Genomic DNA, 26,586 nt, shown 5'->3' on the forward strand with positions numbered 1-26,586 from the left:
AAAAATAGAAAAAAACGGAAAAATTGGTGTTTATTCAATAAAAAACACTCTATTCTAATTATATATTTGAATTTATTTTAAATTAGGAGGGAAAAATGAAAAAGAAAAAAATTTATCAGATATTGGTGATGGGGTTAGTTGTTGGTCAGGTTCTTACTAACGGGACAACATTTGCTTACGCAGCGACACTTGAAAGAAATCTTTTGGATGAGAGAAAGTTTTCAGATGAGCGTATGGATGCATTGAATGATCAGTATCAACCAGTTACTTATGTTTACCATAAAATAACGATAAATGAAGCGCCTAAAATTCCTAGTCAACTTCAAAATAAAGAGCTTGTTGAAACTCAAAATATAAATAAAAATGAAGTAAAACAGATCGTTTATCAAGTTCATCAGCAAATAAAACAACAAATAAAACCAACTACACAGCAACAAATAAAACAACGAAGTTTGTCAAAAACGAACGTAAAGAACCTTTCTAGCCTCTGATTCGAAATGTTTGGAATAGGATTCAATGCTCTTGAAAACTATCAGGTCTTTTGGAAAAAGAGCAAAACTGAATAATTAACATACTTCTAGTGTATTGAATTCATCTACTGGAAGTAATTAGGGAAAGGAATGGCGAAATGGATATCGTTCAGTTGCTAGATGAAAACTCAAAAATGAAAATTAAACTTCTGGAACTTATTCAGACAAAACTTGGTGAAAGAGTAGAAATCTCTTTTTTAGCGCAGAAAACAGGTATATCTAAATTTAAATTAAGTAAATTAATTCATGAGTTGAAAATGGAGCTAGAACAGAAATTATGCTTAAATGATTTTTTTGTCATAAAGCGGGGCGTTATTCAAGTATATTCTTTTATTTGTGATGAGAACATTCTTAAATTACGTCAGCACTATTTAAATAGTTCGCTAACTTATCAGCTGCTTATTTTCCTGCTGTTTTCAAACCGACCGATTAATAAATTTACGACCGATCATTACATTTCAAATTCTTCTTTATATCTTTATAAAAAACGAATCAATAAATTGTTAGAAAAAGATCATCTCATTATTAAGAAAAATAAGATAGTAGGGAATGAATGGAAGATTCGCTCGGTAGGGTATGGCATTCTCCATAATTTGAATGGGATTGATTCCCCTTTTACTGAGCAACAAAAAAACCAAAGTGACCGGCTTGTATTTTGGATCGAACAATTTTTTAGAATTAGAATCCGTAATAGTTTACGTTATAAATTATCTTTATTTCTATCAATCAGTGCGCTTCGGATTCAGAGAAAAGCGTATTTGGATGAAGCACATCTGACGATCAAAGTTGATCAGACCTCAATATTGGTTCAAAAACTTGCAGGAAAATTGAAGACAGAGTACCAAATATCAGATACAGTAGCAGTAAAAGAAGCTTCAGTCTTGTATGCCTATTTATATGTTAATCGGATCATTGATAAGAAGTCTTGTCTAGATTTTTCTGAACTAGATCCGACACTGTCAATTTTTAACAATAATTATTCAAGTATGCTAAAAGGTATTGCTGATTCAACTTTTGTTGATCAACGTCTGTTTAAAGTGTTATTGAAAAATGTGCAACCGATACATGAACGGTTGTTATTTATGCCCGATATCCATCATCGTTTTGGAAATATCCATAATTTTCAATTTTTAAGAGAAGAATATCCTTTATTTGATCAGAAAGTCAATGAAACCATTATGGAAACAGCTCGTTCTATTTTACTTAATGAAGAAGAAAAAGCAGATTTATACATGTACTATATGATGGAATTGATTGAAAATTTTCCCTTAGAAGCAGTTGAAGAAGCTGTTTATATTACGTTGGATTTTTCTTATGGAAAAGCGTATGAAGAGTTTATTGCAGAACATCTCCAATATTCCTTAGCTGGAAAAATAGTCATTGAAAAAGTTATTTCTTCGAAAACGGATATCTATATTTCTGACTTTCATTTAGGAAACCTTCAATGTACCCATATCTTATGGCAACGATTGCCCAACAATCATAATTGGCAAGAACTAATTAAACAAATTAAACAATGCATCAGCGAAAAAAATGTCGTAAATCAAAAGGAAACGTCCAATGTTTCCTCTACCACCTAGTCTTTTTTCTTTACCTGCCTATAATGTGACAGAGATTTATTCAATAGCTTTATCGGAATGTTATTGTTGTGTTTAGAAGTAATGTATTTTCTAACTAGAAAAATAAAAAAACACCTGAAATCAAACGCTCATTTCAGGTGTTTTTTTATAGAGACAACCTTGGGCACGAAGGGAGAACATCTCGAAATAGAAATAGCTATTCTCACAACGGTCAGTATTCACGATTTATTCTTTTTCACGAGAAACGATGGTTTGTTCTGTTTCACGTATGATATAAACGGGGCGTTGTTTGGTTTCAAGGAAAATTTTACCAATGTATTTGCCAATGATTCCTAGGCATAGTAATTGGATGCCGCCGATAAATAAAAAGATCGATACCATTGAAGGCCAGCCTGCTGTCGGGTCACCAAATAATAAGGCTCGTGCAATGATAAATAAAATAGCAATTCCCGAACCAATACAAGAAAGAGCGCCAGTGAAAGAGGCGATCGTTAGTGGTGCATCTGAAAAATTGACGATTCCATCAATCGAATAATTGAATAATTTCCAAAAGGACCAAGAGGTTTCACCAGCCACTCGTTCACGGTTTTCAAAAGAAAGATACTCTGTTTTGAAACCGACCCAACTAAATAATCCTTTTGAAAAACGATTGTACTCGGTTAACTCTAAAACAGCATCAACCATCTGTCGAGTCATCAAGCGGAAATCTCTTGCACCATCTACCATTTCTGTGTCACTGATTTTATTGATCAACTGATAGAACCGTTTAGCGAAGAAACTCCGAATCACTGGTTCTCCTTCTCTTGTTGAGCGTCTCGTTCCTACGCAATCAATGTCAGTTGTCGTGATTTTTTCAATCATGAGTGGTAGTAATTCTGGAGGATCTTGTAAATCAACGTCTATTACTGTGATTAGCTCCCCAGTCGAAGCTTGTAAACCCGCATAGAGGGCAGCTTCTTTTCCGAAATTTCGAGAAAAAGAAACGAATCTCACATATTCATATTTTCTCGCTAATGCTTTAATGGCTTGTAGCGTACCATCTGAGGAGCCATCATCAATAAACAAGTATTCAAACTCGTGTCCGTCTTTGAATTTTTCTACTTCATCGAAAAAAAGCGGTACAGTCTTTTCTTCGTTATAGCAAGGGACAACAATTGATATTTTCATATGATAAATCCTTTCAAGCAAATATTATTTGTTCGAACAGAATAGTAAATAAACTGTATTTTCTGTTACTTAAGTAATCATCATTTTTAGTTTATCATTAAGCTGACACTTAATAAAACTTTAAATTGCATTTTTAGCTAAAATAATACAAGATAAATAAAATAGTAGAACGGTAGAGGAGGGCAAGTCTAGTTCATTCAGGATTAGACGATGAAAATGAAAATAAATACGCCAATTGGAGAACTATGGTTAGATGCAGATCAGAATGGGTTGACGAAGGTTTCGTTTCATCCGATTGAAGAAATGGCGGTAAATGGTGCACAGGATCAAGGAAAGAAACAAGAAATCCTACTTGAAACAGAACGTCAATTGGCTGAGTACTTTGAGGGCAACCGGCAGGACTTTCAACTTCCGTTATCAATAAACACAGGCACGATTTTTCAACAAAAGGTTTGGCAAGCATTGCAAGAGATTCCTTATGGAGAACTACGCACATATAAAAAAATAGCAGAAACCATTGATCATCCCAAAGCGGTCCGAGCAATCGGACAAGCGAATCGCATGAATCCATTACCAATCGTGATTCCATGTCATCGAGTGATTGGACAAAACGGTCAATTAACCGGTTATATGGGAAATGCGGAAGCTGGCTTATTGATCAAACGTCAACTACTTGTATTAGAAAAAGCACTATCTGAATAAAAAAGAACTGGAATCATTGATCTAAAAACCACCCCTTCGCCCTGAAATAGAAGTGACTATTTTAAGACGAAGAGGTGGTTTTAAGTCTGGGGATTTTATGAAGCCAACAAAGGCAGACCGCTTATACCAGTGGAATCCGGCAGTTATAGTGTTGTTAACCAAATGAATAGCAGCGCAGCAACAGTTTGCAGTAAACCAACTGCTAGACCATAAGATAAGAATCGAGGTCCTTCTTTCATGAATTTAGCGAAATCTAAACGTAAACCAATTGCGGCTAAAGCAGTGATTTCAAACCAATTACTAATAAAGTGAGCCCCTTTGTCGATAAAAGTTGGGAGCGTAAATAGGCTGTTGAGCAAGCAGAAAACTAAAAAGCCTAAAACATACCATGGTAATGGGAATCTTCTTTTCTTGGGACTGTCAGACGAAATCGTTTCAGCAGAAGCTGTCTTTTTTTGGATAAATTTTTCAAATAAATAGACAACAGCAACTAACATCATGATCCTTAAAATTTTAAAGAGCATGGCAAATTGAACAACTGAAGCATCAAGCAAACTGGCGCCAGCGACTACTTGTCCCACAGATTGAAGTGTTCCACCTAAAAGGGCACTTTTTTCAATTAAATGATCTCCGTATAAGTGTAAGCCAAGAAAAGGTAAAGAAAGCATCATGATCGTTCCTAATAAATTCACTAATGTAATGATCTGTCCTTTTTCTTCCTCTTCAGCATGGATCACTGGAGCGATCGCTGCAATAGCCGAAGAACCGCAAACAGCATTTCCTCCTGCCATCATCAAGGAAGCTGTATCACTAAACAACAATTTTTTGCCGATCCAATAGGCACCGACGATCGTCACACTCATTTGCAACAAGACGAAGGCAATCCCTTTGATGCCGATTTGAGCAATCGTTTGAGCCGTAACCGTTGCTCCCAATAAGAAAACGGAGCATTCCAATAATTTGCTTTCAGCGAATTTTGTTCCAATGGCTAAAGAAGGTTGTTTGAAAAAAGTATTACCTAACAAGATCCCTAATAAAATGGCGATCGTGGCAGCACCAAGCTGTGGGAGCAACAATGCGAGAAGTTTGCTCATGACTGCTACTGAAAAAGCAAGAAGTAATCCAGGTAAGATTCTTCGTGAGCCTTGATTTTTAAATTGATTAATGGTTACTTGTAGATTCATGTTCTAAAAATTCCTTTCATTATCTGTGCGCATGTTTCAGAGTTGAAAAACGGGTACTCGTATTTAGAGGACGACGACTCTGAACTCAAGAATATCCTTGATAATAGTAGCACTATTCGTTTTGATTGACAAAGTTTAAAAACGCAAAAAATCTTCTGCCTTTTTCTAAATTTGAAAAAGACAGAAGAATAACATCTTAATTAAATTTCTTTAGGGACATATTTATTTGTGTTTCCATGTTCTTTGAACAAGAAGCGGATATAATGACCTAATACATAAAGCACCATTCCAGTAGCGATTACTAATTCAACCAGTTTCAAGACCGTTAAAAAGCCAGTAGCGATCCCTAATGAATGAAAGTAATTTACAGCACAAAACATAGCAGTTGCAGAAATAACTAGTGGAAAGGTAAAAGCAGCGTAGCTTGGATAAAAATGTAGTTTAAGTAATCGTGGTAAAAGAGATAGCACGATAAAATATAAAGTTTGCGAAAGGATAAATAAGGCAACGACTAAATAAAAGGAAGGTTGCGCAAAATTTTTCAAATAGCCAGTTAAACAAAGCGATCCCGGAGCTGCAACGATCGTGATCAATGGTAGTGTAGGATGTGCCATGTTTTTCACGAAAAATACCCGATGGATGATGATTGGCAATAAGAAAACGTAACAAGCTAGAGATAGCCAAAAGAATAGTTGGCCAATGAATGGGAAAAAGTTTCCAGCAGTTACTGTAATTACCCCGAAACCAACATAAATAATGAACCAACTTGGATAAATGACTTCCAGTGATAAGTCTGCTTTGATTACATGATGGTAAGTAAAGTAAACAACTAAAATCACTTGTAGCAGGACAGCGCCAAGCCAGATGATCCGAACGATTGGTAAAAGGTGCGTAAATGGTACAAAGTAAGTACAAATAACCATTAATGACATCGTAAAAGTCGGTGAAACCGAGGCAATGATTGGATCGTGTAATGTTTGTCTCGTATGTTCAAATAATAGGAACAATTTGCTAAACATTAGGATCATGAGAATCATACTAATCCCACCAATGATATTCCCTAGATGAATCCAATGATATTCTTTAAACAGATTACCTAGTGAAGCTAAACCTAGAATGAGCCCACAAATCGGGACAGGAATAAGTTTTAAAAAATTCTTCATTAATTGAATTCTCCTTTTCATAAGATGAGTGTGTTGTTTAAAGCTCAGAACAAAATGATCAGTCAGGTGGAAAGGTTGATAGTAGGTTGCATAAATAATTATGAATGACTATTTATTGGGAAATAAACAAATCGGTAGCCCTGACTGATCATTAAGAATACAAGTAACGATCTTTTTATGTCTGAGCGAGATCGAAACATTCATTGCTTTTCAATCTCATATATTGTGCGTTACATTTACTATTATAGTCATTTCGTGATATATTTAAATCAAATAGTTGATATAGTTACTATAATAAATAATTATGGAAGTGATCGCATGCTGAAATTGTTAACAACTTTTCGTGTCGTATACGAAACAAGAAATTTTTCTCGAACAGCCGAATTACTTTTCTTATCTCAACCTGCTGTTTCAAATCAAATCAAACAGCTGGAAAGAGAATTAGGAGTGATTCTCTTTGAGCGAAATGGTCGGAAAGAAATGAAGCCGACAAAACAAGCAGATTTACTCTACGAACGAGCGTTAGTTTTATTAGAGGAGTGGCAAGAAACACAACAACAATTACTAGATGAACAAAATGAAGAAGAAGTTTGCCGAATCGTTGCTTCTCACACTTTTGCCGTCTATCTGTTACCAAAATTGTTGAAAGATTTGCTTTTGAAATATCCTAAAATTAATTTTGTGATTGCCTATGCCAATTCTCATGATGCGTTGGAACAAGTAGCAAAACACGAGGCTGACTTTGGTTTTATCGAAAAACCTTTAGAAACTTCTGGTGTTCAAAGGTTTTCATTGATGGAGGATGAACTAGTGATTGCGGGGGATCCTGACAGTCAGTTATGGTTAGTTCGAGAAACAACTTCTGGAGTTTTTCATTATACGCAACGGTATTTTGAAGAAAAAAATATCCATGGGAAAAAGTTGTTAGTAAAAAGTAACGAAGTCATTGCCGCTCTCTTAAAGGAAGGAGTGGGACGTTCGATTTTATCAAAACGTGCGGTGCCACCAGAAATACCAACCGAGAAATTAGCGTATCATCGAAATTTTTATTTGATCCAGCGAACAAATTTAGTTTCAGAGAATTTACAAGCGATTGGTAAAGAGATCTTGAGATATAATGAACGCTATCAAAAATGATTCGTCAGAACTTTATCTGTTATCTCGATGATGGGTCTAACTGAAGAGCAGCAAGGCAGATGATTAGATAAGAATAATTTTAAGTTTTCCCAAATGTATTTGCTTTGGCTTTCAATTATGCCGCTAGACCGCTATAATATAGAACAGTATGGTTTTTAAGAAAAGGGATGAAACATGGAAAAAAAAATAAAAGCTTCTAATAATAATCGTGATAATCGCATTGATTATGGCGTCATATTACCAGTCTTCTTATTATGTTTGATTGGATTGCTTTCTTTATATGTCGCGCTGAGTCATGACCCTAACCACCCTTCGGTAGTAAGAGGTGTTGGGATGCAAGCGATTTGGTATATCGTGGGCTCAATTGCTATTGTCGTGATTATGCATTTGAATTCCAAATGGATCTGGAAATTAACACCTTATCTCTATGGTTTTGGTCTAATTGTAATGGGACTCTTGTTAAAGTTTTATGACCGCAACCTCGCCCAGTCGACCGGTTCCAAAAACTGGTTTAGTTTTGGTTCCTTGACGTTTCAGCCAGCAGAGTTAATGAAAATTGCTTATATTTTAATGATGGCGCTAATCGTGACAAAACATAATACTCAGATGAAGGAACGAACGCTCAAATCAGATTTTTGGTTGATCGCCAAGATGTTGATTGTGACGCTCCCGGTTTTAGCCTTGATTATGGCACAAGATGATTTTGGGACCATGCTGGTATTCTTAGCAATTTTTGGTGGAGTTTTCTTAATGTCTGGTATCTCTTGGCGCATTATCGTGCCCGTAATTGCTTTGGCAGTGATTGTCGGTGCTGGGACGATCTTTTTAGTTACCACAGAAGGCGGAAGAGATTTATTATATAAAATCGGGTTTAAATCTTACCAGTTTGCTCGTATCGATTCTTGGCTTGATCCATTCCATGACACGACTGGGATGAGCTATCAGCCAGCACAAGGGTTGCTCGCAATAGGAACTGGTGGATTATTAGGTAAAGGATTTAATGTAAGTAATATCTATGTACCTGTTCGTGAATCAGATATGATTTTCACCGTGATTGGTGAGAATTTTGGGTTTATCGGTGGCGCATTCGTCATCTTCTTGTATTTTATTTTGATTTATCGTATGATTCGTGTCTGCTTTGATACGAACAATGAATTTTATGCTTATATCGCCAGCGGCTTAATCATGATGCTCTTGTTCCATGTATTTGAAAATATTGGTGCTAATATTGGACTCTTGCCATTAACAGGGATTCCCCTGCCATTCATTAGTCAAGGTGGGTCATCGATCCTTGGAAATATGATCGGTATCGGTTTGATATTATCCATGAGGTATCAAAATGAGGCACCTGCGAAAACTTCTAGGAGGTAACACTGTTGTATCGTTTTTATTGGTATCCGAAATGTTCCACTTGCAAAAAAGCGAAAGCTTGGTTGGATGCGCATCATGTTGATTATCAAGTAATTGATATGATTGCTAGTCCACCATCGGAAGAAATGATCACAGACTGGTTGGAACATAATGAGATTCCATTACGTCGTCTGTTCAATACGAGTGGCATGAAGTATCGGGAAATGGGGCTAAAAGACCAAGTGGCTGATTTTTCGATCAATGAAGCTAGTCGCATTCTTTCAAGTGATGGGATGTTGATCAAACGTCCCCTGATCGTCAAAGGCAAACAACTCGTCGCAATCGGTTTTAATGAAAAAATATACGAAGGAGTATTGATATAAAATGGCTGGGAAACACTTGAAGAAAAAAGATAACCTTTGGATCTTATTTAATGGGAAAGAATATTGTGTCGGTTTAACTAATGAAGCACAAAAAGAATTAGGTGATATCACATTTGCCAATTTGCCAAAAGCTGGTCAGTCTTATCAAAGCGGGGAGCCTTTGATCGAAGTGGAAGCTGAAAAAGCGGTCAGTGAATTTGCTAGCCCGTTAAGCGGTACGGTTTCTTCCGTGAATGAAAAAATCAATGAAGATATCAATGTCTTAAATGATCAAGATGAAATGAATGCTTGGCTTTTAAGCTTTAAAGAAGTCGATCCAACAGAATTTGAGAAATTATAAGAGTTAGCAATTTTCAGAAAATTTTAAAGAAGTAACCGGTAAAATGTTGACACGTTATTTTCCAACTGCTATAATCAGAACAATCATAAATAAAGCTTTGAAAAGAAGAGTACATGTCACAGACGTTCAAAGAGAGCCCTGATTGCTGAAAAAGGGTAACGGAAATGAGATGGAAGATGGTCTTAGAGCAGAGTAGGTGAGCCTTGCAAACTTACTACGGGGGTGCCCGTTACAGCACAACGGTATACGGGCATGATTATGATGAAAGAACGATGACCCAAGTACTGGTAAAGGTTGTTATTGTGAGATAGCAGCAAATCAAGGTGGTAACACGGAAGTTTCAGCTTTCGTCCTTTTGCTAAAGCAAGGGGGCGGAAGCTTTTTTGTTTCCTACTTGATCTCCATGTAAAAAATAAAAGAAAGATGTGAGCGATATGTCATTGATCCAATTAACCAATGTTGAGAAAACATTTGGTGGCAAAAATGGAACGATCCAAGCGGTAAATGATGTTTCATTAACTGTTGAAAAGGGTGATATTTACGGCATCGTTGGCTATTCTGGAGCAGGTAAAAGTACACTTGTCCGTTTATTGAATGGATTAGAGCTACCTACTAGCGGAACGGTTGTTGTAAATGACCAAGAGATTACCAAACTAAAAAATAAAGAACTGAGAACATTTCGTAAAAAAATCGGTATGATTTTCCAACATTTCAATTTGTTATGGTCACGGACGGTTTTAGAAAATATCCAACTACCATTAGAATTAGCAGGCGTACCTAAAGCCCAACGCAAAGAACGGGCGGAAGAATTGCTTGGATTAGTCGGATTAGAGGGTAGAGGAAATGCCTATCCTTCTCAACTTTCAGGAGGACAAAAACAAAGAGTTGGGATAGCTCGAGCGTTAGCAAACGATCCCGAGATCTTACTTTGTGACGAAGCAACCAGTGCGCTAGATCCACAAACCACTGAAGAAGTATTGGATCTTTTATTAGCTATCAATAAGAAATTACATTTAACGATCGTATTGATCACGCACGAAATGAACGTGATTCGTAAAATCTGTAACAAGGTAGCTGTGATGGAACGAGGAAAAGTTGTGGAAGAAGGCGATGTTTTGACAGTCTTCAAAAATCCAAAACAAGAAGTAACAAAACGTTTCGTGCAACAAGATATCGAACCAGAAGCAGACTCAAAAGAATTATTGGCTGAATTGATCAAAGAAAATCCAAAAGGTCGATTAGTGACATTAGTGTTCAACGAAAAAAATGCTAACGAGCCAGTCATTTCTCAAGCCATTCGTCAGTATAACGTCGACATCAATGTCGTTTACGGTAAAATCAAACAAACAGCAGAAGGTTCTTTTGGTTCCTTAACGACACTGATGACTGGGTCAGAGAACGAATTGGATCAAGCAGAGCGGTTTATTAAAGAACAAGGTGTTGGAGTGGAGGTGATCCACCGTGGATAAAAGCTTTGCAGAAACGTATTTAGATTTTAGTCAAATCAACATGGAAACGATGAAACAAGCATTCATCGATACGCTTTATATGACGTTGGTGTCCATGGTATTAGTGACCATCATTGGTTTGGTACTAGGTTTGATCCTGTATTCGATTGGACGAAAAAATAAACCTTATGCACGAATCATTTATGGCATTGTTTCGATTATTAGTAATATCTTTCGATCTACACCATTTATGATCTTGATGGTCTTGATCATTCCTTTCACGAAAGCAATCGTCGGAACCATGTTGGGTGCGCAAGCTGCTATTCCTGCCTTGGTACTTTCAGCTGCCCCATTTTATGCTCGTCTAGTTGAAATTGCTTTTCGTGAAGTTAGTCCTGGAGTTTTAGAAGCGGCGGATGCGATGGGTGCCAGCTACTGGGAAATCATTTGGAAAGTCTTGATACCAGAAAGCGTGCCTGCACTGATCTCCGGATTGACAGTTACTACCATTTCAATGATCGGCTTTACTGCGATGGCGGGTGCGATCGGAGCTGGTGGTTTGGGAGGTCTTGCTTGGCAAGAAGGTTACCAACGTGGTAATCTGACCGTAACATTTGTGGCAACGTTAGTGATACTAGTCATTGTATTTATTGTTCAAGGAATCGGGGACTTTTTAACAAAGAAAACAGATAAAAGATAAGAAGAAATAGGAGGATAAAGGATATGAAAAAGAAAATTTTTGGATTTGCAGCAGCGGTCTTGCTGACTGTAGGGTTAGCAGCTTGTGGCAATAATAGCGATAGTAAAGGTGCTTCATCAAAAAGTGACGATACAACTTTAAAAGTAGGCGCATCACCAACACCTCATGCAGAAATCTTGGAACACGTCCAACCGCTATTGAAAGATGGAGGCATTAATTTAGAGATCGTGAAATTCGATGACTACATTTTACCAAATCAATCTTTAGCAGAAGGCGATATCGATGCCAATTATTTTCAACATATTCCTTATCTAAATAAAGAAATCAAAGAAAAAGGCTATGATTTTGTCAATGCGGGTGCTGTCCATATTGAACCAATGGGCTTGTACTCAAAGAAAATCAAAGACATTGCTGATTTAAAAGACGGCGCAACAGTGATTACTTCAAATTCAGAATCTGACTGGGGACGAATCATCACTATTTTACAAAATGCTGGCTTAGTTAAGGTAAAAGATGGCGTAGATCTAGAAACAGCTACGTTTGATGACATCGCTGAAAACCCTAAAAACTTAAAATTCAATCATTCGATTGATCCTTCTTTATTAGCTTCTACTTATCAAAATGATGAAGGTGACTTAGTAGCGATCAATGCAAACTTTGCTTATGGTGCTGGTTTGAATCCATTGAAAGATTCTGTCTTATTAGAAGAAGACAACTCACCATATGTGAATATCATTGCCACACGTAAAGGTGATGAAAATAGCGAAAAAATCAAAAAATTACTTGAAGTCTTACACCGTGAAGACGTTCAAAAATGGATCGAAGACAAATGGGGCGGTTCAGTCAAACCTGTCGCAGCTGATGCCAAATAAGCACTTCAAAAAATAGAGTTGAACAAAATCAAATGTTCATCTAAAAAATAATCAAGTCGTCAAAAACATCAAAGTTAGTTGATTTTACTAGCTTTGATGTTTTTTTGCAGAGTGAATAGTGAATAAATTAGCTATCTAACCAATAGAGAACTCTCTTTATTATGGCATTTTTCAAGAAGCATTTATTAAGAACAGGTAAGCGGTAATCAAGAGATGCGTACTACATCATTCTGCAAGCCAACGTTTACCTATCGTTTTACATAAAACAAATCAACATAACCAGTGATCTATGAATGCTAAAAACAGAAGTTTCTTTATAAATATTATCATCTAGTAATATTGATTTAATGATAACTCGTGAAAAAAGTTTTGATTTTAGTGGGTTATAACATTGCGCTCTATTCTCAATTAGTCTAAAATAAGTGAGAACGAAACAGAATCTGGAGGGAATTTGCATGTCTGTCTTAGAAATAAAAAATTTACACGTCTCAATTGAAGAGAAAGAAATTCTTAAAGGCGTAAACTTAACGATGAAAACAGGCGAGATCCATGCCATTATGGGACCAAATGGAACAGGGAAATCGACGCTGTCAGCCGCTATTATGGGGAATCCAAACTATGAAGTCACTGAAGGCGAGATCCTATTTGACGGAAAAAATATCTTAGATTTAGAGGTCGATGAGCGGGCACGTCTAGGATTATTTTTAGCGATGCAATACCCAAGCGAAATTCCTGGGATCACGAATGCAGAATTTATGCGTGCAGCGATCAATGCCAAACGTGATGAAGACGATAAAATGTCTGTTTTGACTTTCTTGAAAAAATTAGATGAAAAAATGGCGCTGTTAAATATGCCAGAAGAAATGGCCGAACGTTACTTGAATGAAGGCTTTTCTGGTGGCGAAAAGAAACGAAATGAAATCTTACAATTATTGATGTTAGAACCAACTTTTGCCATTTTAGATGAAATTGATTCTGGATTAGATATCGATGCATTGAAAGTCGTAGCAAAAGGGGTCAATGAAATGCGTAGCGAAAACTTTGGCGCATTGATCATCACCCACTACCAACGATTATTGAATTATATCACTCCTGATGTCGTCCACATCATGATGGAAGGACGTGTCGTGATGACTGGGAATGCAGATCTTGCGAAACGACTTGAAGCAGAAGGGTATGCTGGCATCAGCAAAGAACTAGGAATCGACTATAAAGAAGAAGAAGCGTAAGGAGGAGCGGAAAATGAAAGAAACGAACTGGCTCGACCAACTTGACGCAGTTACCAATTTTTCTTTAAGCAAAGGGGAACCTGAATGGATGACCCAATTACGTCAAGCAGCGTTAGAAAAAGCCAATCAATTACCACTTCCTCAGATCGATCGTGTAAAATTCCATCGCTGGCTATTATTCGATATCCATGAGTTCACAGACCACTTTAGTGAGACAGGAAATGTAGCTGGGTTTGACGTAATGAAAGATAACCCTGTGTTGGTGCAAGAAGGAACAAATACGATCTTTGAACAATTACCAGTGGAACTCATGGAAAAAGGCGTGATCTTTACAGATATCTTCACAGCGCTCCAAGAGCATCCAGATTTAATCAAACCATACTATATGGAAAAAGCAGTGAAAATGGATGAAGATCAATTGACCGCTTTACATGCTGCTTTCATGAACAGTGGAGTGTTTTTGTATGTTCCTAAAAATGTTGTCATCAATGAGCCAATTGAGAGCTTATTCATCCGAGATGGCAAATTAGCACAGCATTTCTTTAAACATGTCTTGATCGTCGCAGAGGAACATAGTGAGTTCTCTTACTTGGAACGATTCCAAACGACCAAAGAGAAAATCCAAAAAGCTTCTGGTAATATCATTGTCGAAGTAATCGCTAAAGCTGGAGCAAAAATCAAATATTCAGCTGTCGATCAATTAGGAGAAAATATCACTTCTTATATCAACCGCCGAGGTCATATTTTACGTGATGCTTCTGTAGATTGGGCAATCGGCGTGATGAATGATGGACATGTAATTGCTGATTTTGATTCTGATTTAGTTGGCGAAGGTGCCCATGCAGAAGTGAAAATCGTTGCGATTAGCTCAGGGAAACAAATCCAAGGAATTGATACTCGTGTCACGAACAAAGCGCCTCATACGATCGGACATATCTTACAACATGGTGTGATCCGAGAAAAAGGGACGTTGACTTTCAACGGGATCGGACATATCTTAAAAGGCGCAAAAGGAGCCGATGCCCAACAAGAAAGTCGAGTATTGATGCTTTCAGATAAAGCAAGAGGAGATGCCAATCCGATCTTACTTATTGATGAGAATGAAGTCACTGCAGGACATGCTGCCAGTGTTGGTCGGGTCGATCCTGAAGAAATGTATTATTTGATGAGCCGTGGTCTTCATAAAGAAGAAGCAGAACGATTGGTTATTCGAGGCTTCCTTGGCTCTGTGTTAACAGCAATTCCAGTAGAAGCAGTCCGAAAAGAGTTAGTGGAGGTTATTGAAGGGAAGTTGAATGTATGATTCTGAAAGAAACCATTCGCGAAGATTTTCCGATATTATTTCAAGAAGTCAATGATGAACCGCTCGTTTATTTAGACAATGCAGCCACTACACAAAAACCAACAGTAGTAATTGAAGCAATAAAAAAATACTATGAACAAGATAATGCCAATGTGCATCGCGGAGTCCACACCTTAGCCGAACGAGCAACATTTGCCTATGAAGGCGCTAGGGAAAAGGTCAGAAAGTTTATCCATGCAGCTGAAACTGCTGAAGTCCTATTTACTCGTGGCACCACCACGAGTTTGAACTGGGTCGCTCGCAGCTTTGGTGAACAGTTTCTGCAAGCAGGGGATGAAATCTTAATTTCTTACATGGAACACCATTCCAATGTCATTCCTTGGCAACAATTAGCCAAAAAGACAGGAGCAACATTAAAATATATTGACTTGACTACCGACGGATTTTTAGACATGGCACAAGCAAAACAATTGATCACTAACAAAACAAAAATCGTATCGATTGCCCATGTTTCAAATGTCTTAGGTGTGATCAATCCCGTCAAAGAACTAGGAAAACTTGTCCATGAGCAAGGTGGGGTACTAGTTGTAGATGGCGCACAATCTGCTCCTCATATGCCAATCAACGTCCAAGAATTAGACTGTGATTTCTTTGCGTTTAGCGGACACAAAATGTGTGGACCGACTGGGATCGGAGTCTTATATGGCAAACGAAAATGGTTAGAACAAATGGAACCAGTCGAATTTGGTGGCGAAATGATCGACTTTGTCGACTTGTACGATAGTACTTGGAAAGAACTTCCATGGAAATTCGAAGCCGGCACACCTAATATCGCTGGAGCCATCGCACTAGGTCAAGCGATTGACTATCTCGAAAACGTTGGGTTGGACAATATCCATGATCATGAAAAAGAATTAATTGCCTATGTCTTACCTAAACTACAACAAATCGATGGGTTGACCATTTATGGACCACAAGATCCCGCTACTCGTACAGGGGTCATCGCCTTTAATCTAGATGGCTTGCATCCTCATGATGTAGCCACTGCTTTAGATATGGAAGGTGTCGCTGTTCGTGCAGGTCATCATTGTGCCCAACCTTTATTGAACTATTTAGAAGTCTCAGCGACCGCACGAGCAAGCTTTTATTTTTATAATACGAAACAAGATGCAGATCGTTTAGTCGAAGCAATTCTTGCAACGAAGGAGTTTTTCCAACATGGCACTCTCTAAACTAGATAATCTCTATCGCCAGGTCATACTTGATCATTCTTCGCATCCTCATCATCGAGGTACATTGACTGAATCAACCAGTCGAATCGAATTGAATAATCCGACCTGTGGCGATGTCATCGAATTACAAGTCGAAGTCAAAGAAGGAATCATCAAGAATATCGCATTCAACGGTAACGGTTGCTCCATCAGTACAGCCAGTGCATCCATGATGACCGATGCTGTCATGGGAAAATCTGTTGAAGAAGCACAACAATTGATCACTGATTTCTCGCAATTAGTCCAAGGAAAAGATGTCAAAGCCATCGACCAATTAGGCGATGCAGCAATGCTCAGTGGCGTAGCCAAATTTCCCGCAAGAATCAAATGTGCCACATTAGGCTGGAAAGCCTTAGAAAAAGCAATGGAAGAAAACGGCACTGCAACCTTCCATCACGTGCATCAGGAAGAGGAGTGAGAACATGGGTGTACCAGAATTAGAAGAATATAAATTTGGTTTTCACGATGATGTGGAACCAGTTTTCAGTACAGGAGAAGGCTTAACTGAAGAAGTCGTTCGAGAAATGTCTCGAATCAAAGGTGAACCTGAATGGATGTTAGAATTTCGTTTGAAATCCTTGGAAACATTCAATAAAATGCCCATGCAAAAATGGGGACCAGACCTGTCAGACATCGACTTCAATGCCATAAAATATTACCAAAAACCAAGTGATAAACCTGCCCGAGATTGGGAAGATGTACCTGATAAAATCAAAGAAACCTTTGAAAAAATCGGGATTCCTGAAGCAGAACGTGCATACCTCGCAGGTGCTTCTGCTCAATATGAATCAGAAGTCGTTTACCACAACATGAAAGACGAATTTGAAAAATTAGGGATCGTCTTCACCGATACTGATTCTGCATTGAAAGAATATCCTGAGTTATTCAAAGAATACTTTTCCAAATTAGTCCCACCCACTGACAACAAACTTGCTGCTTTAAATTCAGCTGTTTGGTCAGGAGGAACATTTATTTATGTACCTAAAGGGGTAAAAGTCGACGTTCCATTACAAACATACTTTAGGATCAATGCCGAAAATACCGGACAATTTGAACGAACATTGATCATCGTTGACGAAGGAGCCAGCATCCATTATGTCGAAGGCTGTACAGCACCAACGTATTCAAGTAACAGTCTTCATGCAGCGATCGTTGAAATCTTCACCCGAAAAGACGCCTATTGTCGCTATACTACGATCCAAAACTGGTCAGACAATGTCTATAACTTAGTAACCAAAAGAGCCAAAGCTTACGAAGGTGCCACAGTCGAATGGATCGACGGCAACCTAGGAGCTAAAACAACGATGAAATATCCAAGTGTTTACCTAGACGGCAAAGGTGCGCGTGGCACGATGCTTTCCATCGCATTTGCTGGTGCAAACCAAATCCAAGATACTGGGGCGAAAATGATCCATAACGCACCAAACACTTCAAGCTCCATCGTCTCCAAATCCATCTCAAAAGACGGTGGCGAAGTTAATTATCGAGGACAAGTAACCTTCGCTAAAAACAGCGCCGGTTCTATCTCTCACATTGAATGCGACACGATCATCATGGACGAATACTCCAAATCCGATACGATCCCATTCAACGAGATCCACAACAGCCAAGTCTCTTTGGAACACGAAGCCAAAGTCTCAAAAATCTCAGAAGAACAACTCTACTATCTTATGAGCCGAGGCCTGACCGAATCCGAAGCCACCGAAATGATCGTCATGGGCTTCGTCGAACCATTCACCAAAGAACTCCCAATGGAATACGCAGTCGAACTCAACCGTTTGATCAGTTATGAGATGGAAGGGTCTGTGGGTTAACAACTATTTCATTGCTCGAAACGTTGATATTAAAGCGTTTCGAGCTTTTTTATTTGTATTTTTAAGGGCTCTTTGTCAATAAGGACTGATAAGTTGTGTAAAATCCAATTTGGGTCAGAGTGAAGCTCATTATGTCTCATTTTTCGTTATTTTACTTTCTCTATATTTTATCTACTAATCTCGCCATCTTTTTGATAGAATCGTTCATATAGAATATGTTTTGTTCAGTTTTTATTTTGCGGAGATTCAAACATACTGGAGAACGATATGTTTTTTTTATAGCGGAAATGAATATGGGACTGAAGAATAAATTTTGATTCATCAGTCCCATAAATTAAAGAGGCATTATTAGTCTTTCACGCTTTGTTATAATTTTTCGATGATAAAATCAATTTTATTTTTAGGTTTAGTAGTTCTTTTGTAGGCTTATGTATCATATTGCACATGTTCGCTACCATAAAAGTTGAGTTAGTGACTTCATCTTGTGTTTCATTAAAAAGTTATCCGAATAATTGCTTATTATAGAGAAATTTTGTTAGCTCTAGCTTCAAAAATTGTTCAATTTTTTCAGTAAATTCAGTTTCTCATAAAGGGATAACTAGTTTTTTAACATGATAATACGCTTCAAATCCATCTGGAAGCGTAAAAAATGTATCGGATAATTCTTTTCTGATTTTGTTGTATTAGTGTGTCAGTATTTATAGAACTTGTAACAGAAATAGCAAACCCACTTATAGCTCCCATGAGTAAAGGATAGGTTAGAATGATTGAAAATTTCTTCAAAAAAATTCTCCTTAAAATAAATATGGACTAATAATAGTTCCATTGTAGTATACCAAATCTTTAAGATTAATAGGAAAAAGGACTAATTGTAGTCCAAAAGATATGTTATTCTTGAAAGAGGAAAAAATTATTGATAAAGAAAATGTAATCGGTAGTAACATTAGGCGAATACGATTAGAAAAAGGAATTGGCCAAACAGAACTTATTGGAGAACTACCACTCAATAAAGTTGCTATAACAAGAGAAACACTAGTGAAAATCGATGGTGGCAGACAGCATATTAAACTGGATCAATTGAAAGCAATTAAGGAAATTCTACAAGTGAGTTATGAAGATTTATTTCATTGACTACTTGTAGACATTGAAGTAGGACGGATAAGTAATGAAAGTATACACTATCCAAATAATTGATTTTTTAGATTATATAGATGAGAAAGGATTCATTATTTCAAGTCGTATTAATCCTGAAATATCTGTTTTTACTAATAATTTACATGCATGGGGGATTGACTTTTAAAAAATTAACATCTAGTGGGTTTGTACTGATTTTAGATTGAGAGCTTACTTGGGTGTGATACGACAAATACCATTTGGGCTATGTGAGGAAAGACAATTTTATTAAATACCCATTTTAAATTTTTGATGTTCCAGCTAAATATTATAAGTATAATATCGTCTATTCTAATTTTATTGGTGATATGATCGTTTAAATCATAAATGACATGAATATAAAGAACGAAGGTGTAACTACAAGTTTGCATAAAGATTGAGTTAAAGGTTTACTAAAATGAAGTCTTTTAGATAAAAATCTAATGGGACACTCTTATCAATATATAGAAATATAATAGTAAATGTGCAGTGCGATTACTAGAGTATAGGAAACTAAAATTTGGATATTTATATGGTATATTTGAATAAAGCTTATTTTATAGTTCAAATTAACTTTATTGGAGGATGATAGAATTGTCAGACACAGTGTTAGATCAAATAAAAGAAAATCGTAAAAAATTTAGAGTGGATCATTTTGATATTGTTATATCTGAATATGTCAATCGATGTAATGAAGGTAAGGTTATCTTGAATCCGCCGTATCAGAGAACCTTTAGGTGGGATGAAGCAACGCAATCAGCACTTATTGAGTCAATACTAATTGGAATACCGCTACCCCCTATTTTTGCTTTTTCAAACGATGATTTTAATTGGGAAATTATTGATGGATTACAAAGAACTAGTACGTTGATTCGCTTCTTTAATTCTCTTAAAGATGAAGAAACAGCTATTAAGTTTGTTGACTGTGAAATATTAACAGATTTGAATGGCAAAACGATGCACGATTTGTCACAGGGAGTAATAAATAATCTCAAAAATGCTCGAATTAGAATTGAATTAGTTGAAGATAATGATGATTTGTATAGTCAATATCTACTGTTTAGTAGGTTAAACAGTAATGGAGAAGACTTGTCGCCTCAAGAGCTAAGGAACTTTTTAGTGTATAAATTATCTCCAGAGTTTTATGGGTTGATGAATGAATTTCGAAATGATACTAATTTTAAAGAAGCAATAAAGCTTAAACCTAATAGAATTAAAAAACAAGAAGATAACGAATATATACTAAGGTATTTTATTTGTCAGATGATCATGAAACACGAGACATCCGAAGAATCTTATGGGAAAATCGATATACTTATAACAAAAGAAATTCAAAACTATCTGAGTAGAAAATCTGTGGAGGAAATAGTATCGGGATTTGATAATATTACTGAAACATACGCATACATTAGAAGATTACTTGGGGAAAATTCATTTAGACATTTTCACTCAAAACTTAATAGTATAACCAACACTTCAATTATAGCACCTGCTATCGGATTACTTTTAGATGAGTTCAAATTAGTGGATGATAATCATGCTGTAAATATTTTAAGAGATTTTTTTGAAAGTGATGTATATAAAAACTTAACCGCAAGATCATATTCACCAACAAGAAGATTTTTCAAGCTAAGTGATGAAGCGTTTAAGTATTTCAGTGAAAAAGTGTGGGAAGCATAATAGTATGGACATTGAATCAGAATTTTCAAATTATAGAACCGAAAAGCGTGAAGAAATTCAAACAATGGCACTAATTATACAATCTTTACCAGAAGAATTTACTGATCGTGAGAAAGATTTATTGTTGCGAAGTTTCATAGTATTGACCTATGCATATTGGGAGAGCTGTTATCATAAAGTTCAGAATGTCGTATTTGAAAAATATAATGATGCTTTGATAAAGAATTTACCATTTGCTCTAAAGAATAAGATTTACTTAGAATTAGCGAAAGAAAAAGCAGGAAGTTTTAAGACAAAGTTATTACGAGAAATTGATAATTACCAAGTGTTTAAAAATATTACTGAAGGTATTGGAGATAATGAAAATAAACCTCTTTCTGAACATAACAATAAATTGATGAAGAAAGGTATATTAGACAATCGTGGTAATCCTACTTTTGATGACTTGACTAAGTTTATGAAAAACTTTAATGTTAGTTTGGATAAAGTTGTCGATAAAAATGTATCAGATGGATTAATAGTTCCATATTTTCTTGATTTTCTTAGCTTTATCATCATACAAAGAAATGCTATTGCACACAAAAATGAAAAAATTCAATATAAAGATCGGTTTTTTAATACTTATTTCAAATGTATTGAAGTTGTAACTAAGGACTATTCAATTGAGTATGGAGAAACAATTACTTATGATTCAGCAGATCTTGTTAAAGAAATGCTGTTTCAAATTGATAGATTGTTCACAATTTTAATTGAAACTGTTGAGGAGAAACGGCGGGAAATGGAAAAAAATGATAACAATAATTAATGGAGATATTTTTGATGGTTTAAAAAAGATACAAGATGGTACAGTGGATTTGATTTTTATAGATCCACCATATAATTTGAAAAAAAAATATGCTGATGATATTTCTGATAGATGGGAAAGTGACGATCAATATATTATTTGGGTATATAAATGGTTAGATATTGCCCTTGAAAAATTAAGTCCGAATGGTTCATTATATATTATGAACACTACTCAGAATATGCCTTATATTGACATTTATTTGCGAGAAAAAATATACGTAAAATCAAGAATTGTATGGACATACGATAGTTCGGGTGTCCAAGCAAAAAAACATTTTGGATCACTATATGAACCTATTCTTTTTTGTACAAAACATAGAACAAAATACACATTTAATAGAAGGGATATTTTGATTCCAGCCAAGACTGGCAGTGAAAGAAATTTAACTGATTATAGGAAAAACCCACCAGAAAAATATAATTCATTTAAGGTACCCGGAAATGTATGGGATTTTTCGCGTGTTAGATACAGGATGAAGGAATATGTTGAGCATCCATCACAAAAACCAGAAGTGTTACTTGAGAGGATTGTAAAGGCTAGTTCGAACGAAAATGATGTGATTTTAGATTTATTTGCTGGTACTTTTTCTCTTGGTAGAGTCGCTCAACGTCTCAATAGAAAATATATAGGTATTGAATTAAGTAAGTCCTATTGTAAAACTGGAAGTGAACGATTAAAAGGGGCAGAAATTATAACCATATGAAAATTACTTTAGGAAATTGTTTCTCAAAATGGCTTAAAAATCGAATGCAAGTCTATTGTCTTCTTTAACATTTTTACATTGTTGTACACAGTAAATTGTCATAGACTCCACTTTGTACAAATGATTGTTAGTGAAATTCTAACTAAATAAACGGATATGTATAGATAAGCTATTATGGAATCTTTTTTTCTGTTTTCGTATCAAAAATACATCATACACGTTGCTGAATATAATTATGATGTCAATCATTACTAAATCTCATTAATTCATCAATAAAATTTGTTGGAAAAATAATGAAATATCAACTGTTTTTAACTATGTTCTTAAACTAGTTATTGAGGAAGAATACTTTGAATTCTCAATAACTTCTCTACCTGCTATTTTGGATACGACATTGGCTACGTTACCGATGATAGTACCTGATAATATACACTGTTAGTCTATGGTAATTTGTCAAATTAATTATTTATACAAAGCCTATCCCTTTTCTCTGATTCCCAAAAGAGTCATTGGAAGGTTCCATGGAATAAATGAATACCATAAGCTAGAAATACCTTTTTAGGGTGTTTCTAGCTTTTTTGTTTGTTCAGTCATCTTTGAAAAGAAGATAGCTTTAAAAGTTACATGCTATAGAAAAAATGAAATATTTTATCAATTATTTGCAAGATAAAATAAAAAATTAAATGAAATAAGTTGAAAAAAGAAGAAAATAATTGAGGGAAATATGCTAACATGAACAAAAAGTATCCATATAGCTTAATATTTCTGAATTCTACGAGAAAGTCACTTAATACGAACTAGTATCAACTTACGTTAATCATTTATATAAACGTAATTTGATAGCTTATACAGTTATTTAATAGTAAAGATTTAATTCAATAGTTTTAATACCGAATTAGTTAATTAAGATAAGCAACAGCTCTAATATAAATTTATAATGATGTTTCGTTCCTTAACTAGATAAAAGAATGGAGAGTATTTCTCATGGAAAAAAATGTAGATCTCGATAAATTAGTAGCTGATTCATATAGTCTAAGTAGCTGTCTTTCAGCATTAAGCCAGATGTCCTATGATCGATTGGACGTAAATTCAATTAGTTTAGAAGATATTAATGAAATAAATGCAATTATTGTTAGTATAAAATGTCTAGCAGAACAACATGCACAAGAGATGAAAGCATTTGATCTTGAAAGAATGGAATATGTTTCAAGTACAATAGAAGAAGTTATCAAGAAAAGTTGAGTGGCTCTGAATTCTAGTTAAATCTTTTATTTCCAATAATCTAGAATAAGCATATAGTCTGAAATTGAGGTGGTATGATCTAAATGTTTTCCATATCTATGAATGGACAAGACAAAACGAATCAAATAATTGATTGGAAGCTCTGGGAAAAAGACAATAAACTAATGGTAACTGTTTATTTCCCGTCAGGTAAATCGTTTTGGAAGCCATTAGATTTATGTAAAATTACACCACAAAAAGAGATTCATGCAGGTCTTTTATCTAAAGAAGAAAATGTTTATCAACAAATAGATAAAGCCACTGAATACGGGAATAAGTATATTGTTGTAAACTATCCAAATGACCAAAAAAAGTATGTCATGAAGTCAGAAAAAGTAAGTATTATTTCGAGTTCTGATTTGAAAAATGAGGATATATTTTCTTATTTTACTGAAATTGTAAAAGAGCGTGTTCGTAATGCTAGTCCAGAAAATAAAACTATGACCGAAAACATCAAGAGGCAATTGGAAAAAATCACTCCTTACAAAGGAACAGCGTTGCATTCGTATTGCTATGGTAAAAATGAGGCTAGAAATTCTTTGAAACATTTGATTTTTCCCTTTGGATTGAATGAGAGTCAATTAAAAGCTGTTGAAAATGCTTTTTCCTCTCAAATTAGTATTATTGAAGGTCCTCCTGGTACAGGAAAGACACAAACTATTTTAAATATCATTGCAAATATTTTAATAAATAAAAAATCTGTTGCAATTGTTTCAAATAACAACCCAGCAGTTGAAAATGTGTATGAGAAGATGGCTAAAAAAGAACTAGACTACCTTATTGCGAAATTAGGGTGTTCAACTAATAGGACAGAATTCTTTGCAGGGGTAAAAGAAGTTCCTCGTTATAATTCAAATTCTGCAGCTACTCCTATAAAGGAAATTGATGATATTTTAGCGAAGGTGAAAGCAAGTCTGGCTACACAAAATAAAGTAGCGCAATTGACCGCAGAAATCAGCGAGCTGCTTGTTGAGAAAAAGTACTTAGAAGAATGGCATGAAGAAAATACACTTGTAGAGTTAATGGATGTCGAAAGATACAAATTAAGTCCAGAGAAAACTTCTGATTTACTTGCATATATGAATTATCTTTCTCAAATAAAATTTTCTTTTAAAGAGAGATTCCGCTTATTGCTAGGGTTTAGAATATTTAGAACTAAGTTTTTAAATACTTATACTGAACGAATAAATTTTATTTATTCTCTACAATTTCACTATTATGAAAAAACGTTACAACAAAAAGAGCAACAATTACAAAAATATAAGAACGATTTGAATAGGGATAATTTCGAAAAATTATTAGAAGACTTAACGAATAAATCAATGCAATTTCTCAAGCAACAATTATCAAAATCAATTCCATCTAATTTAAATTTTACCGCAGATAGCTATAAAAAGGAGTTCAGTAATTTTATTAAACGTTTTCCAGTGATTGGCAGTAGTACACATTCGATTATTAATTCTATAGCAGAGGGAGCGATATTAGACTATATCATTATCGACGAAGCATCACAGCAAGATATCGTTCCGGGGATTTTGAGTCTGGGCTGTGCAAAGAATATTATTGTGGTGGGTGATCGCAAACAACTTCCCCACATACCTGAAAAGACAGATATTAGGGCGCCTTCTATTGATTACGACTGTACAAAATATAGTTTACTGGATTCTTTTATCAATGTATTTAAAGAGAAAGTGCCGATTACTTTGCTGAAAGAGCACTATAGATGCCATCCTAAAATTATCCAATTTTGCAATCAGCAATTTTACAATAATCAATTAATCCCTATGACTATCGATGAAGGAGAAGCATCCATTGAACTAATTACCACATCTAAAGGAAACCATACAAGAAAACGAACTAATTTGCGGGAAATTGAGTCTTTAGTAGAAGTTGGCTGGTCTGATGAGAAAGACATCGGATTTATTGCTCCTTATAACAATCAAGTGAATTTAGCTGGGAAGTATCTACCAGAAGAGTTTGCTAGAGCAACCATTCATAAATTTCAAGGAAGAGAATGTAAAGAAATTATTTTTTCAACAGTTTTGGATAAGAAAAAAAGCAGTCAAGCATCGATTGATTTTGTTGATAATCCGCATTTGGTGAATGTAGCTGTTTCTAGAGCCATCAATAAATTCATTTTAGTAACTGGTAATCAAGTGTTTACAAAGAATAATAAAAGTTTGGCAGCTTTAGTTAGATATATTAAGTACTATGCCTCTGATCAATACATCTATGATAGTCCAGTAATTTCTGCATTCGATTTATTATATAAGGAATATGATCGTTCTCTGGAAAAATTAAATACTCAATTAAATTTAAAGGACTCATATTTCAAATCTGAGCGGATTATGGCTGCCTTGTTGAGGGATATTTTAAGGACAGATGAATTTGCTTCTTTGACGTTTCATATGCAGATCAAGTTAATCCAACTTGTCTCCATTAAAAATAATTCATTTACTGATAGAGAGATAGAATTCATGAAGCAAAAGTCGAGCTGTGATTTTGTCATTTATTATAAGATCGGCAAGATTCCGATTGGAGTGATTGAAGTGGATGGAAGTAGTCATGATGATAAGGTGCAGCAAGAACGTGACAGGCTTAAAAATATTATTTTAGAAAAAGCTGAAATTCCTTTGCTTAGGTTGAAGACAACTGAAGGAAACATCGAGAGAAAAACAAAAAAATTTTTAAACGAGTGTATGAATAAGAGTGGTGTCTAGGGGGAAAGTAAGTTGGTTAATTTAGGAGGA

Annotated in this window: 24 protein-coding genes and 1 other annotated feature; of the genes, 21 read left to right on the forward strand and 3 right to left on the reverse strand. The window is 35.5% G+C overall.

Features of this window, described 5'->3' with window-relative positions:
• Positions 1 to 95: 95 nt before the first annotated feature.
• Positions 96 to 491, forward strand: a complete 396-nt coding sequence (locus tag AB3H90_RS03490) for a hypothetical protein (RefSeq protein WP_368016185.1) — start codon at positions 96 to 98, stop codon at positions 489 to 491.
• A 137-nt stretch (positions 492 to 628) separates the two neighbouring features.
• Complete coding sequence (locus tag AB3H90_RS03495; protein WP_368016186.1) at positions 629 to 2,110, forward strand: helix-turn-helix domain-containing protein; 1,482 nt, start codon at positions 629 to 631, stop codon at positions 2,108 to 2,110.
• A 225-nt stretch (positions 2,111 to 2,335) separates the two neighbouring features.
• Here AB3H90_RS03495 and AB3H90_RS03500 read toward each other — a convergent pair whose 3' ends face one another.
• Positions 2,336 to 3,277, reverse strand: coding sequence for a glycosyltransferase family 2 protein (locus tag AB3H90_RS03500; RefSeq protein ID WP_368016187.1), 942 nt, complete (start codon positions 3,275 to 3,277; stop codon positions 2,336 to 2,338).
• A gap of 216 nt (positions 3,278 to 3,493) precedes the next feature.
• On the opposite strand from AB3H90_RS03500, the gene AB3H90_RS03505 reads away from it, so the two are divergent.
• On the forward strand, positions 3,494 to 3,979 hold the full coding sequence (locus AB3H90_RS03505) for a methylated-DNA--[protein]-cysteine S-methyltransferase (RefSeq protein ID WP_025480241.1): 486 nt from the start codon (positions 3,494 to 3,496) through the stop codon (positions 3,977 to 3,979).
• Positions 3,980 to 4,122: 143 nt separating this feature from the next.
• Here the strand turns inward: AB3H90_RS03505 and AB3H90_RS03510 are convergent, their stop codons facing one another.
• Together AB3H90_RS03510 and AB3H90_RS03515 are read right to left on the reverse strand one after the other, a co-directional pair.
• Complete coding sequence (locus AB3H90_RS03510) at positions 4,123 to 5,163, reverse strand: YeiH family protein (RefSeq protein ID WP_034866233.1); 1,041 nt, start codon at positions 5,161 to 5,163, stop codon at positions 4,123 to 4,125.
• Positions 5,164 to 5,363: 200 nt separating this feature from the next.
• The gene (locus tag AB3H90_RS03515; RefSeq protein ID WP_034699625.1) at positions 5,364 to 6,326 is read right to left on the reverse strand and encodes a TDT family transporter; all 963 of its coding nucleotides are present in this window, start codon (positions 6,324 to 6,326) and stop codon (positions 5,364 to 5,366) included.
• A 318-nt stretch (positions 6,327 to 6,644) separates the two neighbouring features.
• Here AB3H90_RS03515 and AB3H90_RS03520 point away from each other — a divergent pair, with 318 nt between their 5' ends.
• The 18 genes from AB3H90_RS03520 to AB3H90_RS03605 all read left to right on the forward strand — a co-directional run bounded on the left by AB3H90_RS03520 (position 6,645) and on the right by AB3H90_RS03605 (position 26,556).
• Positions 6,645 to 7,463, forward strand: a complete 819-nt coding sequence (locus AB3H90_RS03520; RefSeq protein ID WP_010719985.1) for a LysR family transcriptional regulator — start codon at positions 6,645 to 6,647, stop codon at positions 7,461 to 7,463.
• A 174-nt stretch (positions 7,464 to 7,637) separates the two neighbouring features.
• Entirely contained in the window at positions 7,638 to 8,834 is a 1,197-nt protein-coding gene (locus AB3H90_RS03525; protein ID WP_010719984.1) for an FtsW/RodA/SpoVE family cell cycle protein, read from the forward strand.
• A 5-nt stretch (positions 8,835 to 8,839) separates the two neighbouring features.
• Positions 8,840 to 9,196 (forward strand): arsenate reductase family protein, encoded by a 357-nt coding sequence (locus AB3H90_RS03530; protein WP_010719983.1) that lies wholly within the window; start codon positions 8,840 to 8,842, stop codon positions 9,194 to 9,196.
• Between the two features lies 1 nt (position 9,197).
• Positions 9,198 to 9,536 (forward strand): glycine cleavage system protein H, encoded by a 339-nt coding sequence (locus AB3H90_RS03535; RefSeq protein ID WP_034699629.1) that lies wholly within the window; start codon positions 9,198 to 9,200, stop codon positions 9,534 to 9,536.
• Between the two features lie 88 nt (positions 9,537 to 9,624).
• Positions 9,625 to 9,894: a binding site (T-box leader), on the forward strand.
• A 76-nt stretch (positions 9,895 to 9,970) separates the two neighbouring features.
• Entirely contained in the window at positions 9,971 to 11,005 is a 1,035-nt protein-coding gene (locus tag AB3H90_RS03540; RefSeq protein WP_010719981.1) for a methionine ABC transporter ATP-binding protein, read from the forward strand.
• Positions 10,998 to 11,684, forward strand: a complete 687-nt coding sequence (locus AB3H90_RS03545; protein ID WP_010719980.1) for a methionine ABC transporter permease — start codon at positions 10,998 to 11,000, stop codon at positions 11,682 to 11,684. Before AB3H90_RS03540 ends, AB3H90_RS03545 begins: the two co-directional genes overlap by 8 nt.
• A gap of 23 nt (positions 11,685 to 11,707) precedes the next feature.
• Positions 11,708 to 12,556 carry a MetQ/NlpA family ABC transporter substrate-binding protein gene (locus AB3H90_RS03550; RefSeq protein ID WP_368016188.1) on the forward strand — a complete coding sequence of 283 codons (849 nt, stop codon included), beginning with the start codon at positions 11,708 to 11,710 and terminating at the stop codon, positions 12,554 to 12,556.
• Positions 12,557 to 13,011: 455 nt separating this feature from the next.
• Complete coding sequence (gene sufC, locus AB3H90_RS03555) at positions 13,012 to 13,785, forward strand: Fe-S cluster assembly ATPase SufC (RefSeq protein WP_010738387.1); 774 nt, start codon at positions 13,012 to 13,014, stop codon at positions 13,783 to 13,785.
• Positions 13,786 to 13,798: 13 nt separating this feature from the next.
• Positions 13,799 to 15,088, forward strand: coding sequence for a Fe-S cluster assembly protein SufD (gene sufD, locus AB3H90_RS03560; RefSeq protein ID WP_368016189.1), 1,290 nt, complete (start codon positions 13,799 to 13,801; stop codon positions 15,086 to 15,088).
• A complete protein-coding gene (locus AB3H90_RS03565; RefSeq protein WP_368016190.1) occupies positions 15,085 to 16,320 on the forward strand; it encodes a cysteine desulfurase in 1,236 nt (411 codons plus the stop codon). Before sufD ends, AB3H90_RS03565 begins: the two co-directional genes overlap by 4 nt.
• Positions 16,307 to 16,777, forward strand: a complete 471-nt coding sequence (gene sufU, locus AB3H90_RS03570) for a Fe-S cluster assembly sulfur transfer protein SufU (protein ID WP_010738384.1) — start codon at positions 16,307 to 16,309, stop codon at positions 16,775 to 16,777. Before AB3H90_RS03565 ends, sufU begins: the two co-directional genes overlap by 14 nt.
• Before the next feature lie 4 nt (positions 16,778 to 16,781).
• Positions 16,782 to 18,173 carry a Fe-S cluster assembly protein SufB gene (gene sufB, locus AB3H90_RS03575; RefSeq protein WP_010719974.1) on the forward strand — a complete coding sequence of 464 codons (1,392 nt, stop codon included), beginning with the start codon at positions 16,782 to 16,784 and terminating at the stop codon, positions 18,171 to 18,173.
• Positions 18,174 to 19,058: 885 nt separating this feature from the next.
• A complete protein-coding gene (locus AB3H90_RS03580) occupies positions 19,059 to 19,304 on the forward strand; it encodes a helix-turn-helix domain-containing protein (protein WP_368016191.1) in 246 nt (81 codons plus the stop codon).
• Between the two features lie 615 nt (positions 19,305 to 19,919).
• Positions 19,920 to 21,005: a DUF262 domain-containing protein gene (locus tag AB3H90_RS03585; RefSeq protein ID WP_368016193.1), complete on the forward strand. Its 1,086-nt coding sequence runs from the start codon at positions 19,920 to 19,922 to the stop codon at positions 21,003 to 21,005.
• A gap of 4 nt (positions 21,006 to 21,009) precedes the next feature.
• On the forward strand, positions 21,010 to 21,810 hold the full coding sequence (locus tag AB3H90_RS03590; RefSeq protein WP_368016194.1) for a HEPN domain-containing protein: 801 nt from the start codon (positions 21,010 to 21,012) through the stop codon (positions 21,808 to 21,810).
• Positions 21,794 to 22,555 (forward strand): adenine-specific DNA-methyltransferase, encoded by a 762-nt coding sequence (gene yhdJ, locus AB3H90_RS03595; protein WP_368016195.1) that lies wholly within the window; start codon positions 21,794 to 21,796, stop codon positions 22,553 to 22,555. The genes AB3H90_RS03590 and yhdJ overlap by 17 nt, the downstream gene beginning before the upstream one ends.
• Before the next feature lie 984 nt (positions 22,556 to 23,539).
• The gene (locus AB3H90_RS03600) at positions 23,540 to 23,797 is read left to right on the forward strand and encodes a hypothetical protein (protein ID WP_368016196.1); all 258 of its coding nucleotides are present in this window, start codon (positions 23,540 to 23,542) and stop codon (positions 23,795 to 23,797) included.
• 83 nt (positions 23,798 to 23,880) lie between these two features.
• The gene (locus tag AB3H90_RS03605) at positions 23,881 to 26,556 is read left to right on the forward strand and encodes an AAA domain-containing protein (RefSeq protein WP_368016197.1); all 2,676 of its coding nucleotides are present in this window, start codon (positions 23,881 to 23,883) and stop codon (positions 26,554 to 26,556) included.
• The last annotated feature ends 30 nt before the right edge of the window (positions 26,557 to 26,586 follow it).

The sequence above is a fragment of the Enterococcus sp. C63 genome, assembly GCF_040887215.1.
Taxonomy (GTDB): domain Bacteria; phylum Bacillota; class Bacilli; order Lactobacillales; family Enterococcaceae; genus Enterococcus_B; species Enterococcus_B hirae.